This window comes from Ectobacillus ponti (assembly GCF_024294785.1).
GTDB classification, from domain to species: Bacteria; Bacillota; Bacilli; order Bacillales; family Bacillaceae_G; genus Ectobacillus; species Ectobacillus ponti.
Window position 1 is genome coordinate 102257 of sequence record NZ_JANCLT010000008.1, and the last position, 13321, is coordinate 115577.

A 13321-nucleotide genomic window follows, 5' to 3' on the forward strand; every position below is an offset into this window, starting at 1 on the left:
AGATGAAGACAGAGCAAGAAAGCAAGCTGCAGCCGGGACAGACCTTCCCGGTGACAATCAAGCGCCTCGGCATTAACGGCGAGGGTGTCGGCTACTTCAAGCGGCAGGTGGTCTTTATCCCTGGCGCATTGCCGGGTGAAGAGGTGGTTGCCGAGGTGACGAAGCTGCAGCGGGGCTTTGCCGAAGCAAAGGTAAAACGCATCCGCAAAGCCTCTCCGCACCGCGTGGCCCCGCCATGCCCGGTGTATGAGCAATGCGGCGGCTGCCAGCTCCAGCACCTGTCCTATGACGAGCAGCTCAACCAAAAGCGGGATGTTGTCGCACAAGCATTCGAACGCTATACAAACATACCAATGGACAAGCTCGACCTTCGTCCGACAATCGGCATGGAGGATCCATGGCATTATCGCAATAAAAGCCAGCTCCAGGTCGGCCTGCAGAAGCAGCGGATTGTCGCCGGTTTGTACGGGATGAACTCCCACGAGCTCATCGACATCTCCGGCTGCCTCATTCAGCATAAGGCAACGAACGAAGTGACAGAAAAAGTAAAGCGCGTCTTGGAGCGGCTTGACATTCCTGTCTATAACGAACGGAAGCAAACAGGCCTCATCCGCACCATCGTAACGCGGGTTGCGGTGCAAACAGGAGAAATTCAGCTCGTTCTCATCACGGCGAAAAAGGAAATCCCGCGCAAGGAGCAGCTCATCAAGCAGCTGACAACCGCTCTGCCGCAGGTGAAATCTATTATGCAAAACGTGAACGGTCAGAAAACCTCCCTCATTTTTGGCGAGGAAACCTTCCGCTTGGCAGGGAAAGAAGTCATCCAAGAAACGATGGGCAGCCTGACATTTGAGCTGTCTGCGCGTGCCTTCTTCCAGCTGAACCCGACACAGACAGTCAAGCTGTATGATGAAGTGAAGAACGCGGCAGCACTTACGGGCAAGGAAAAAGTCGTCGACGCCTACTGCGGCTCCGGCACCATCGGGCTGTGGCTGGCGGACGGCGCAGCGGAAATCCGCGGGATGGACATTATTGCGGAGTCAATCGAGAATGCCAAGAAGAACGCGAAGCAGCACGGCTATGACAACACGCTCTACGTAACCGGCAAGGCCGAGCAGTGGCTGCCGAAGTGGGTCAAAGAAGGCTGGCGCCCGGATCTTGTTGTAGTTGATCCGCCGCGCACGGGCTGCGATGACAAGCTGCTGGAGACCATCCTGCAGGTGCAGCCGAAGAAGGTTGTGTATGTATCCTGCAATCCGTCGACCCTGGCGAAGGATATTGCGAAGCTGGAGAAGAAGTACAAGGTGGAATACGTGCAGCCGGTGGATATGTTTCCGCATACGGCGCATATTGAAAATGTGGCGCTATTAATAAAGCAATAGACAACACAGCGAGATGCCCAATCAAAAATGGGTCTTACGCTATTTTTCGAATTCATATATAATTGAATCATGACAGCTTGAACGTGACAAAACAGGGAATATTTCTCCCTGTTTTTCTTTTTAAAGGGGATGCTGAAACATACATGGGAATTAGGGATATCTCACATTGGGAAGTTGATTATGAAAAATCTGCTTCTGGGACGAGGGAGAAGCACTGGATGATTTGTCCTGAGACCAAGCGGCGTTTCTTATTCAAGCTACCTAAATCTGTTATCGGGGAAATATGGGCAGAGAAGGTTGCCGCTGAGATAGGTAAGCTGCTGGGGCTGTCTACAATGGAAACAGAGATTGTGCGCTATCATGATAAAATAGGTATACTACTCCAAAATTTTGTAGACCATGGAAAAGAGGAGTTCTATGAGGGAGGGGACTTGTTATCAGTTGTTGTAGAGGAGTTCAACCCTCACAGCTTAGACGGTTATACGCTGGATAACATTGTCCTTTCTCTAGAGCCTTTCGGCTTACAAAAGGAATTTATCAAAATTTGCATGTTTGATGCAATCATCGCAAACCAAGATCGACATTGTGAAAACTGGGGCATCATCCAGAGTAAAGAAGGTGTACGGCTGGCTCCCATCTATGACAATGGTGCTTCATTGGGATTCAATGTTCCTGAAGCCAAACTGCAACAATACCTGCAGAATGAAACGCAATTTCATGGTTTTACGAACCGAGCCAAGTCTATCATTGAAACTAATGGCAAAAGGAAGCCAAAACTAAAATTATTGTTGGACGCTCTGAAGGACCGCTATCCGGATGAAGTCAAACTTGAAATTGACAGGCTGAGCAGGCTTCAATTAGAAGATATATGTAACATATGTATGGATATATCTGAAGAAATCATGGCACCTCCCTATAAAGAATGGGTCATGAAATTGATAAGACATCGCATAAATTGGCTAAAAGACTGGTATAAAGGAGGACAGGCATGAAAAAGTGCGTACTATGGCTTATTTGGCAAAATGCTAAAAGCAGACAAAATTATCATGTAGGAAACCTGTATCATGATGAAACAGGATACTATTTCGAGTATGAAAAGCAAAAAGTTCATCGCGGTCTGCAGGCCGCTTTATGTGATGGCTATCGGCCTCATTTGGCATTCCCTGATATGAAAAGGGCCTACTACTCACCTTTTCTGTTTAGTGCCTTTTCAAGAAGACTGCCAAGCAAAAGCCGTCCTGATTTTAAACATCTATTAAAGCGGCATGGGTTACCGGCAGACTATACGGATATGGACTTGCTGCGGGCAACAGGAGGCCGCCTTGCTACTGACTCTTATGAGTTTGTGTCGCCTATTTTTACGAGTGAAAATCGATTTGGCTTTGACTTCTTTGTAGCCGGCTGGCGCTATTATCAAGGTGAAGCACTCTTGCACTGCTTGACTGAACAATCCCTGGTTTCGCTGAAGCCAGAACCGGATAACCAGCAAGATCCCTTTGCTATTCAAGTACTTACGGAGGAAGAAAGTCTTCTGGGGTACGTTCCGGCTTATTATAGTGAGTTCTTAACAAAAATTTTAGAGCACCATTGTCCTTATAAGCTGCAGATTGGCAGAATTGATACTGAAAGTATTCCAAAGCTGCGTATGAGTATTCTTGTTGATGGATACTTGACAGAGGACATTGCAGATTCAATAAAGCAGAATTTCTCGATGGTACCAGAAGAACTGTATCAGGCTGTTTGTGAGTGAAAAAGTTAAACATCTTCTTATGGAGCAGCAGGGGCAAGAGAGCCTGTTGCTTTTTTCCGTGTATCAAGGCCTAAGGTAAAATCATTTTGGCATTTTTCATTATGGCATGCGCAATTTCCCTGGTGCATATCGTGACAAGCACCATTGGCTGTAATCAATCGAAACAATGTCGGACTTAGTATTTAATCTTAAAGCAATATTGCTACTCGTTAAGGGAGTATATAGGAGTGCAAAGCCTATTTTGTAAGCTCAGTTGGTCTTCCGTATCAAAAGTGTCCACTTTAAAACATGCACAATGATTATAAAAGGAATAAAAGGTATAATATCATATGGTTGTAAGAGAGGTAGAAGACAGGTTTTTAATAAAATGAGGGCTCAGTAATAGCATAACGAAAGGATTTGAACTTAAAGATGAAAGATAATTTCTGGCTTGATTTACCACGGCCCTTTTTTATACTGGCACCAATGGAAGATGTGACAGATGTTGTATTTCGCCATGTGGTGAGTCACGCAGCGAAACCCGATGTGTTTTTTACAGAGTTTACAAACAGTGAAAGCTATTGCCACCCACAGGGAATACAAAGCGTACGCGGGCGCTTAGTTTTTACGGAGGATGAACAGCCTATTGTAGCCCATATATGGGGAGACAAGCCTGAATACTTCCGGCAAATGAGTATTGGGATGGCCGAGCTCGGGTTTCGTGGCTTGGATATCAATATGGGCTGTCCTGTGCCGAATGTGGCGCAGCATGGGAAGGGAAGCGGCCTGATCCGGCGGCCGGATGTGGCAGCGGAGCTGGTCCAAGCAGCAAAGGCAGGAGGCTTGCCCGTAAGTGTTAAAACAAGGCTTGGCTTTAGTGAGATAGACGAATGGCAGGACTGGCTGGCACACATATTGAAGCAAGACATTGCGAATCTTTCCATTCACCTGCGTACCCGAGATGAAATGAGCAAAGTGGATGCCCATTGGGAGCTTATTCCGGAGATTAAGAAGCTTCGTGACCAAGTGGCGCCCCATACACTCCTGACGATTAATGGGGATATTCTTGACCGTCAATCAGGCTTGAAGCTTGTTGAACAGTACGGTGTGGATGGTGTTATGATCGGGCGCGGTATTTTCCATAATCCATTTGCCTTTGAAAAAGAGCAGCGGGAACACAGCAGTGAGGAATTGCTTGATCTCCTACGGCTGCACCTGGATTTGCATGATACGTATTCAGATGTAATACGGCGTCCGTTCACAGCTCTTCAGCGCTTTTTCAAGATCTATGTCAAAGGCTTCCGGGGAGCAAGTGAATTACGAAATCAATTGATGAACACAAGATCAACAGATGAAGTTCGTACATTGCTCGACAGCTTTCTATCCAAGAACCTGGATGGAGTGGGGGAGCAGTAGAAATTTCCTCCTTTCAGCTGCCATGGAATAAGAAACGATGAATGCAGTTTTGCGGAACAGCCTGTTCACTCTCCCTTTGCAGAGGGAGCGGACAGGCTTTTCTTTAGCTTTCATCTGGTGTTAGTCTTTTGACGTTACAATCAACTGTCCGCCAATTGGGTCTTATGCAACACAGCATCTCTTTCAAATGGTACAATGAGGAAAAAGTGATAGAGATATAGACTCTTTTCCAACCTTACAGGAGTGATAATTCAATGAACAAAAAAGACATTGCGGACTTCCGCAAACAGCTCAAGCGCGACAATGACAGCCTGCGCATTCGAGAGATTTTGCAGTTCTACATCCAGAAAGAAAGCGGGGAGGTCTTCCATCAGGAGCGGCGGGCGTTTGAAATGCTGGAGCAGGAACAGCAGGAGCTGCTGCTTGGCGGCTTCAAGAAGGTTTTGACCGGACAGCTGGATGCGAAGCTTTTTCAGCTCAAATTTCAGCACGGTGCAGAGGATGCGGCCCAATATATCCTGTACAACGGACTGGAAGCTGACAGCGACACATGGGAGGATGGCATGGCAAGCCTTGTGGAGAAGATGTTCCGTGAGCAGCAGTATACCATGGATGCGGTTGTGACCTTCATCCGGGGCGAGTATCGCAAGCCCGTCAAAAAGAAGGGGGAGGATGAGGAGCATGAAAGCAACCAGATCTATGCCAACTCCTTCATCCTTTGCAGCGTCAATCGGACGGACATGCCCAAAAAAGCGCTGCTCTTTGACTACATCGAGCGGGAGTTTAAGTCCAATGTTGTCGTAGATGCCATTATTAATCTGGCGGCCCCGCTGACAGGCTTCCTGTTCCCATGCTTCACTGACAATGCACGGGATGTGAATCACGTTCTGTACATGGCAGAAAAGGCAAACCAGCCGGATGAAGCCTTTATTCAGCATGTGCTGCATTGTGAGAATGTGATTACCGCAGGAGAGGATAAAGAGGGCTTTGAGCATATTCTGAGCCGGGTGGCAGGAGATGCTGTCAGTACAGAGGTATTGGCCCAGGTCTACAAGGAAGTACAGCGGGTCATTGAGGAGCATGAAGAGGAAGAAGAGCCTCCGGTGCTGGACCAGCAGGATGTGGCCCGCATTTTGCAGGCAAGCGGCATTGAAGACACCTCAAGGGTGGAGCTGGCATTCCAAGAAGCATTCTACACCGAGGACCACCAGCTGAAGGCAACAAGTGTGGTTCCAAACTATACAAGCAAGAGTGTGCGAATCAACACCGGAACGGCCCAGGTGTCTCTGTCTCCGCAAGACATGCACACCATGCGGTATGTCATCTTGAATGGCAAGCGCTGCCTCATTCTTGAAGTGGAAGAAGACATTACCGTGGATGGCGTGAAGCTGCAGCCGGAGCAGTTCTAAGGCGGCTTCCTGGTAAGGTCTATATCATATAGGTGTCAATAGAAAGCCACAGTCGCAGTTCATCGGCTGCGGCTTCTTTTTTTGTGCATGGAATACGTGGTTGTGTCATTGTATTATCTTTATTTCACCGCATAAACATATTCGAATTGACGAATGAGACAGGCGCCTATAAAATGTATCGTATGCGATGTATCGTATCCGATGTGTTAGAGAGGCGGGGGAAGATTGGAAAGAGCGGCTTTTATTCGGGAATCTATTGATTTTCTGCAAAGCTATATGATGAAAAGCCTGCAGAAGCATGCTGAGGAGCAGGGGGTCACCATTCCGCAAGCAAGAGTAATAGGAGAAGTGTTTGCCCATCAAGCCATCAGCATTAAGCAGTTGTCTCAAAACCTGAGAATGACCCAAAGCACCGTTTCAGATATCGTAGAACGGCTGACGGCAAAAGGCCTTCTGGTGAAGGCTCCTAATCCTGGGGACAAACGCTCTGTTGCGATTTCCCTGTCTGCTGAGCTTGCCGGAGATATAAATGAGAACATCTCAGAAATCAGCACGCGGTCATTGGCAGGTATAATGAATCTTCTAAAACAAGATGAACAGGAGATTGTAGAGAAGGGAATGCAGCTGCTGGTAACAGCTGCGAAACGGAAAATGGAGGAAGAAGGCATGGAATTCTATGAATTCTTTCATGTTCTGTACTTCCAGGGAGACAACAAATCAGAGATGAAAAGTAGCGGGGAGGATACAAGGTGAGAGCAATTATAAAAGGCCGTTGGGCTATAGCCGCAATCTGGCTGGTGATTATGATCGTGCTTACGGTCATTCAGCCCGACATTAATGCCATACTGCGGGACAAGGGGCAGCAGGGAGCGAGCAGCGACAGCAACTCCGTCATCGCAGATGGTATTTTGAAGAAGATGGATGCTTCTAAGGGTACGAATAATCTGATCGTTTTCTATGATAAAAATAAGATTTCGCAAGCTGAAATGGACAAAATCGGCGATGCCGTAGAGACAATCCGTGACAGCGGCAAAGAGCTGGGAATTACAGATATGATTGATCCTTTTGGTATGCCGGATGCGAAGAGCTCTTTAGTGTCCAAAGACGGCACGACCCTTATGGTGAGCTTGAAGCTTGATAAAAAGGGAAGAGAAGTAGATGACATCAAGAAGGATTTTGAAAGCAAGCTCAGCAAAGTGCCGGTGGAATACTATCTGAGCGGGGAAGACTTCATCAATAATGATTATCTGAAGGCATCTTTAACGGGAGTGGAAAAGAGTGCGGCATTGACGGTCATCTTTATTTTGGCCGTGCTGGTCATCGCATTCCGGTCCGTCGTAACGCCATTGGTATCCCTGGTGGCTGTAGCCTTTTCCTATCTTGTTTCCATGGGAATTGCCGCTCAATTAATCGACAAAGCCGGGTTTCCGCTTACCAGTTTGACCCAAATGCTGTTGGTGCTGATCCTTTTCGGGATTGGAACCGATTATAACATCCTGCTGTTCAACCGGTTCAGGGAGGAGCTGTCCCTTGGCCACTCGGTCGATCAAGCAATTGTAAGCACCTATAAAACGGCGGGCAAGACAATTGCTTACAGTATACTCACTGTATTTATTGCTTTCTTGGCGCTTGTGTTTGCCGAGTCTCCAATTTATAAATCCGGTGTTGTGGTTGCGATTGGTGTAACGGTACTGTTGCTTCAAATTGTAACGCTGACGCCGTTTATGATGAAGGTTTTGGGCAAAAAGCTGTTTTGGCCTTCCAAGAACGCCGGCGGCCATGGGGAGAATAAGTTTTGGGCCATCACCTCCTCCTTCGCCATCAAGCGTCCGCTTCTGTCCGTGGTTGTGATTCTGCTGATCATCGGGCCAACTATGTATTTTCATCAGGAGAAGCTCAACTTCGATACAATTGGTGAGCTTGGAGACAAGTACTCTTCTACGCAAGGCTTTCATATCATTGCGAAGCACTTCGGCAAAGGGCAAGCCATGCCTGCCACTGTCGTGATTGAGAGCAGCAAAGCACTTGATCATAACGAATCACTTGCGGTCATTGATGCTGTAACGGAGAGGCTGAAGTCGATTGAGGGAGTAAAGCAGGTTTCCTCCATCACACAGCCTCAGGGCAAGCAGGTTGAGGGCTTTTACGTTGACAATCAGGTGGGATCGGTTACGGATGGTCTTTCCAAGACACAAAGTGGCGTTGATCAAATCAATGATGGATTAAAGCTGGCGCAGGATAAGCTGGCATCAGCAGACTTTTCCAAGGTCGGCCAGATGGTTGATGGCACTGCTAAGCTCCAGGAAGGCATGACTGCTTTAACGGATGGATTAGAGAAAATCCAGGCCGGTATAAACGGTTCAAGCAATACGCAGACAATCAGCAGCGGAATGGCTGCGATTGAAACAAACCTTACAAAGATGAGCAGCGGAGTAGCCCTGCTGGCTGATCGCTATGGGAACATGCAGGCCGGCTATGCGGAGATGGGCAACCACTATCAAGCGGCTGCACAGGCTCTTCTTGGTGTGAAAAGTGCGCTTTCGCAGATGCAATGGATGGTGGATGCTTTAGGCGGCAGCTATGCAAATGCTGCCAGCGACCCGAACTATCAGGCATTGAAGCAGACCATCAATCAGTTGTCCTCATCGTTGAGCCAGATTACACCTGAAGGAATACAGCAACTGGATAAGAATTATAATACAGTGACTGCCGGCTTTGCTGAGGCAAATAAGAATCTGACAAGCATGAGCAGCGGTCTGTCCCAAATGGCAGCCGGCTTAAAGAAGCTGGAAGAGGGGCTTGGTCAGGCATCTGATGGAATTGGCACTATTGTGACGAATATGAACCGTGTCAATGACGGGCTCGGCCAAATGAAGGCGGGCCAGCAGCAGCTGGCGGACGGCCTCGGCGGATTCAGTATCTTCGGCCAGAAGCTGGCGGATGTCAATGGCGGGTTAACGCAAATTTCTGATGGCATTCAGCAAACAAACGGCTTCCTGACGCAATATAAAACAAGCAAAACGTTCTTTATGCCAGCGGAAGCATTAGCTGACAAGGACTTTAAGAAGGCAATGGACTCCTTTATGTCCAAGGATAGAAAGATTACAAAGCTCCTCGTTGTTCTAAAAGCCGACCCGTATTCTGAGGAAGCTCTAAAGACAATTGATCAAATGAATGCAGCTGTTGCCAATGTGGTGAAAGGCACAGATTTATCAGGTGCCAAGTTTGGTACATCCGGACCAAGCGCCATGACAAATGATACGAATAACATATTGAGCCGGGATTTGAAGAAAACAACGGCTATTGTCATCGCGGGCGTCTTGCTGGTGCTGTTCTTTGTCATCCGATCCTTCTGGATACCAGTGTTCATCACGGCATCCCTTGTGGGCGCGTACTATGCAGCGATGTTCGCCATCAACTATATGTTCATAGATTTACAGGGATTTGCAGGGATTTCGTCCTTCGTTCCATTTTTCTCCTTTATTATTATTGTCGCTTTGGGAGTGGACTACAGCATATTCCTGATGATGCGCTTTAAGGAGTATCCGCATTTGTCGTCGAAAGAGGCCATTGTGCTGGCTTCAAAGCATACCGGCGGTGTCATCATTTCAGCTGTCATTATCCTTGGAGGCACCTTTGCCACGCTCATGCCTTCCGGACTCGTACTTTTATCTGAGTTGGCCATAGCTGTCATTACAGGACTCATCGTGCTTTGCTTCATACTGCTTCCTATTTTCTTGCCGGCGATGATTGCCCTTCCGGATGCGTTGAAAAAAGGATCTGGTGGAAAAGAGAAGGATGAGTTTAATTTAGAGGAAAAGGCAATGTAAGTAAGGAGTTAGCCAGCACGGATTGCTGCTGGAATTACATGAAAAGCCGATTCACTTTCCATTTTACAGGAATGTGAGTCGGCTTTTTCTGTGTTAATTTAAACGGCTTTTATTGAATTCTTATCTGCGTCTATTTTTTCTGCTTCTGCATCTAGAAGTCCAAACCTTTGTAAAATCGGTTGAACCTTCTTCATAAAGTACCCCAGTAATGGGGCAAACAACAGCATTCCAATTATGGTTCCTTCCCTTAATGTCAGCGGCAGCGAGAGTCCAAATGTAAGCAGAACTGCGATAAGAATGCATGAAATGTCAGCTGATTGTCTTACTGCAATAAATCTCCATTTTGTTTTTCCGGCCAATGCCATACAAAATGCTTCCAATGGGAACGTTACAATGTCCAGTACCATCATGGCTGCTATTGCAAAAGACAGTACTGTCAGGGCAGCAAGGAATAATGTCAGTTTCATCATATAACCATCAATGACAACAGCGCCCAAAACATCATACAAAATGAAATTGACAACAACACCAATGAGAAGGGTCACAGGTACTTGTAAGAGGTAGCGGAGATGAAAATCCTTTCTCAGGATGACCCACTGGCCTACTATACAAGCACTATTTAACATCATGCCGAGGGTCCCTACTTTAATTCCAGATAAATAAAAGATAGATTGTGATACTGCATCCCACGCCCCAACACCAATGGACACTTTTAATGTGAAAGCTGCACCAATCCCGACGATCATCACCAATATCGATAATAGAAGCATTCTTTTTAGCTGTTTCACTCTTCTTTCCTCCAGCCTTTTCCTCTTGTGTTATTTATTCTAGCTGTCCCTTTCGTTTATAACAAATACTTATGCCTTATATCAGAATATGCTTAATGGGTATTTCTAAGATATATGTGTTAAAGCATGAAAAGGGTGCCGTACATCCACGGTTTACAAGCCTTCTTTCCTAGACAACTTTATCTTTGAATATTCAATAAATTTATGTTGATACATCATAAATGATGACATAGTATGAATAGTTAAGTGAAATGAAAAAGTGGCAGGAAGCATTTGATCGGGGTGGCTTGAATTATGGAGAATAGAAATCCTAAGGTAGACGAATTTGTAAGCAGAACTGGTAAATGGAGAGATGAGTATGAGAAGCTGAGGGAGGTCGTTCTTGGCTGTGGGTTAACGGAAGAATGGAAGTGGATGCATCCTTGCTACACGCTTGAGAACAAGAACATTGTGTTAATACATGGATTTAAAGAGTATTGTGCACTTCTGTTTCATAAAGGTGCTTTATTACAGGATGCCCATGGGATTCTGGTCCGACAAACGGAGAATGTACAGGCGGCGCGCCAGATTCGGTTCACGCATGTACAAGAAATAATTGAAATGGAAAGTGTTCTGAAATCCTATATTGCTGAGGCTGTGGAAGCTGAAAAAGCAGGTTTGGAAGTGAAGCTGAAGGAGCACGCAGAATTCGTAATTCCTGAAGAACTCCAAAATACATTTGCTGAAATGCCGGACTTGCAGCCTGCTTTCGAAGCATTGACTCCGGGACGGCAAAGGGCATATATTCTTCATTTTTCTGCACCCAAGCAATCGAAAACCCGCAAATCGAGGATTGAAAAATGCATAGGGAATATTCTCGAAGGAAAGGGATTAAAGGATTCGTATACATGAATGAGTCTTACAACAGGCAAGTGAACCCTGTACTATCAGGGTATTCCACGCTATGACAAGGAAGGTGGGAATGGTGTCATTTTTTCCTGTTACATATTCCATACCGTCCGGCCAAGCGCTTCTGCAGCTTGTAAAGCAGAGCTATAGCATAGAGGGAACAGCTGCCTGCAGGTTTTGGCAGTTGGGCTCCCATGCGACTTACAGCACAAAGAAAAAGAAGGAAGCCATGACGACTTCCTTCTTTTATTTTTAATATACAACCACCGGCTGATGTGTAGTGAGGTTATCATACACGGTTTTCGCAACGCTCGGAGGAACGTTGACGCAGCCGCCGGAGCCGGCAGTCAGGTAGGCGTTGCTTGCCCAGTTGGTGCGCCAGCTCGCATCGTGGAAGCCCTGTCCGCTGTTGGTGAACGGCGCCCAGTAATCGACTTTCACCGAGTAGCTTCCGCCGTGGCCTACCGAGGTGCCCTTCAGGGTGGCAGGAGTCCGCTTGTACAGGATGTACCAAACACCCGGTGATGTGTCTTCCGCTGTGTTATGCCGTCCTGTTACAACAGGTGTGGTGAACACAAGCTGGCCGTTGCGGTACAGCCAAATGCGCTGCTCTTGGATGGAAACTTCGGCATACGTGTCACCGATGCCGTTGTTCGCAGTCGTGTTGTAGCCGTAGCCCTCGCCTTCCCAGCCATTCCCGGAAATGTTGGCGGCCGCAAGAGATTTGGTTCCCTTTTCAAAGGCATCCGCAATCTGCGCTGCTTCCCTTTCCCTGTTGAGCGCCCAGCCATAGCCTTCTCCTTGTACGGAAATCGTGGCGCCTGCGTGGGTCTTGAAGGTGAACGGCTTGTTCAATGTAGCCTGTGCGCTGTTGATCTCCGCAATTTTGTTTTTGATCAGCGCTGTATCAATCGTAAGTTTCATGTCCTTCGCCACAGAAGCGTTTTGGATCAGGTCACTTGCTTTTAGGGAATACACCTTGTCCTGCACCTTATACTCAGTGGATTGCTGCAGAAGCGCCTCCAGCTTATTCTTCTCGTCCTTCACAACCTGGCTGTCTTCCTTGATTGGCTGTGTATATGCCGGATTGAGATGAACTTCACTATTATATTCCTGCTTCTCGTAGTCCTTCAGCAGGCTGGCAACGTCATATTGCTGTCCGTCCACACTTTTTACAACCTTGATTGTACCCTTCTCGAGAACTGCCTGCGCATCCTGCGGCGCCTTCAGCTCCTTATTCATGGCCAGGAGCTTTTCTTCCACCTGCTTCTTCAGCGTTTGGCTCCGGTATTGATCTAATTCGCCCGGCAGCAAGGAATACCTTACTTCCTTTGAAGAAGGGAAGAAGGTTTGTTGGCTTTTCAACAGCTTTTGGACTTCAGACAAATCCTTGTCCGCAAAGGCCATTTTGGTATCCTTTTCATCAATGACGCGATTTTTCCCAATATAGACTTCATTTTTCAGCACGGATGATTTCAGCTTGCTGAGCGCTTCTTCAGCAGTCAGGCCGCCGACGCTTGTATCATTGATTTTCACGTTTTTATTAAAATGGGTAGCCTGATAATAGCCGACTGCCGCTACTATAGCAGCGCTGACAACCACAGGTGCGGCAATCTTCCAGCTCCAAGAGCGTTTGGGCGCGTGGGTCTGCCGTCTTCCTACTTCCAATTCATTCATTGCATTTTCCATCGATATTCCCCCTGCATACCTTATAGCTGACTATAGTCTGTTTTAGCTCTCATTATTTTACCTGAATACTTAAATGACTAGTAACTATTTTACTAGATTATAAGTTGTAAATTTTGTCGTTATTTGTATATCAATGAAATTTTGTATGGAAATTCCTATATTGAATTTTAATAAGATGAAAAACAAAACT

The 13321-nt window shown here is 46.8% G+C and carries 11 protein-coding genes; 9 read left to right on the top strand and 2 right to left on the bottom strand.

The window, feature by feature from the left end:
• The first annotated feature begins 2 nt into the window (after nt 1-2).
• The 7 genes from rlmD (at nt 3) to NK662_RS15460 (ending at nt 9766) form a co-directional block, all read left to right on the top strand.
• On the top strand, nt 3-1382 hold the full coding sequence (gene rlmD / locus NK662_RS15430; protein WP_254759836.1) for a 23S rRNA (uracil(1939)-C(5))-methyltransferase RlmD: 1380 nt from the start codon (nt 3-5) through the stop codon (nt 1380-1382).
• Nucleotides 1383-1465: 83 nt separating this feature from the next.
• Nucleotides 1466-2374, top strand: coding sequence for a HipA domain-containing protein (locus NK662_RS15435; RefSeq protein WP_254759837.1), 909 nt, complete (start codon nt 1466-1468; stop codon nt 2372-2374).
• Nucleotides 2371-3132: an HIRAN domain-containing protein gene (locus NK662_RS15440; RefSeq protein WP_254759838.1), complete on the top strand. Its 762-nt coding sequence runs from the start codon at nt 2371-2373 to the stop codon at nt 3130-3132. Before NK662_RS15435 ends, NK662_RS15440 begins: the two co-directional genes overlap by 4 nt.
• 411 nt (nt 3133-3543) lie before the next feature.
• Entirely contained in the window at nt 3544-4527 is a 984-nt protein-coding gene (locus NK662_RS15445) for a tRNA dihydrouridine synthase (RefSeq protein ID WP_254759839.1), read from the top strand.
• 254 nt (nt 4528-4781) lie between these two features.
• Nucleotides 4782-5936 (top strand): DUF4317 family protein, encoded by a 1155-nt coding sequence (locus tag NK662_RS15450; RefSeq protein ID WP_254759840.1) that lies wholly within the window; start codon nt 4782-4784, stop codon nt 5934-5936.
• A gap of 225 nt (nt 5937-6161) precedes the next feature.
• Nucleotides 6162-6689: a MarR family winged helix-turn-helix transcriptional regulator gene (locus tag NK662_RS15455; protein WP_254759841.1), complete on the top strand. Its 528-nt coding sequence runs from the start codon at nt 6162-6164 to the stop codon at nt 6687-6689.
• Entirely contained in the window at nt 6686-9766 is a 3081-nt protein-coding gene (locus NK662_RS15460; protein WP_254759842.1) for an MMPL family transporter, read from the top strand. The genes NK662_RS15455 and NK662_RS15460 overlap by 4 nt, the downstream gene beginning before the upstream one ends.
• A 98-nt stretch (nt 9767-9864) precedes the next feature.
• Here NK662_RS15460 and NK662_RS15465 read toward each other — a convergent pair whose 3' ends face one another.
• Nucleotides 9865-10554: a YczE/YyaS/YitT family protein gene (locus NK662_RS15465; protein ID WP_254759843.1), complete on the bottom strand. Its 690-nt coding sequence runs from the start codon at nt 10552-10554 to the stop codon at nt 9865-9867.
• Between the two features lie 294 nt (nt 10555-10848).
• Here NK662_RS15465 and NK662_RS15470 point away from each other — a divergent pair, with 294 nt between their 5' ends.
• Entirely contained in the window at nt 10849-11445 is a 597-nt protein-coding gene (locus NK662_RS15470) for a YdeI/OmpD-associated family protein (RefSeq protein ID WP_254759844.1), read from the top strand.
• Between the two features lie 70 nt (nt 11446-11515).
• Nucleotides 11516-11698, top strand: coding sequence for a hypothetical protein (locus NK662_RS15475; RefSeq protein WP_254759845.1), 183 nt, complete (start codon nt 11516-11518; stop codon nt 11696-11698).
• On the opposite strand, the gene NK662_RS15480 is transcribed toward NK662_RS15475, so the two are convergent.
• Nucleotides 11695-13131, bottom strand: coding sequence for a L,D-transpeptidase family protein (locus NK662_RS15480; RefSeq protein ID WP_254759846.1), 1437 nt, complete (start codon nt 13129-13131; stop codon nt 11695-11697). The two genes, NK662_RS15475 and NK662_RS15480, sit on opposite strands and share 4 nt — an antisense overlap.
• Nucleotides 13132-13321 lie beyond the last annotated feature (190 nt).

Excerpts from the sequence above, each read along its gene's own strand:
- rlmD (WP_254759836.1), top strand. The coding sequence starts at position 3 with ATGAAGACAGAGCAAGAAAGCAAGCTGCAGCCGGGACAGACCTTCCCG.
- NK662_RS15440 (WP_254759838.1), top strand. The coding sequence starts at position 2,371 with ATGAAAAAGTGCGTACTATGGCTTATTTGGCAAAATGCTAAAAGCAGA.
- NK662_RS15445 (WP_254759839.1), top strand. The coding sequence starts at position 3,544 with ATGAAAGATAATTTCTGGCTTGATTTACCACGGCCCTTTTTTATACTG.
- NK662_RS15450 (WP_254759840.1), top strand. The coding sequence starts at position 4,782 with ATGAACAAAAAAGACATTGCGGACTTCCGCAAACAGCTCAAGCGCGAC.
- NK662_RS15470 (WP_254759844.1), top strand. The coding sequence starts at position 10,849 with ATGGAGAATAGAAATCCTAAGGTAGACGAATTTGTAAGCAGAACTGGT.
- NK662_RS15475 (WP_254759845.1), top strand. The coding sequence starts at position 11,516 with ATGGTGTCATTTTTTCCTGTTACATATTCCATACCGTCCGGCCAAGCG.
- NK662_RS15480 (WP_254759846.1), bottom strand. The coding sequence starts at position 13,131 with ATGGAAAATGCAATGAATGAATTGGAAGTAGGAAGACGGCAGACCCAC.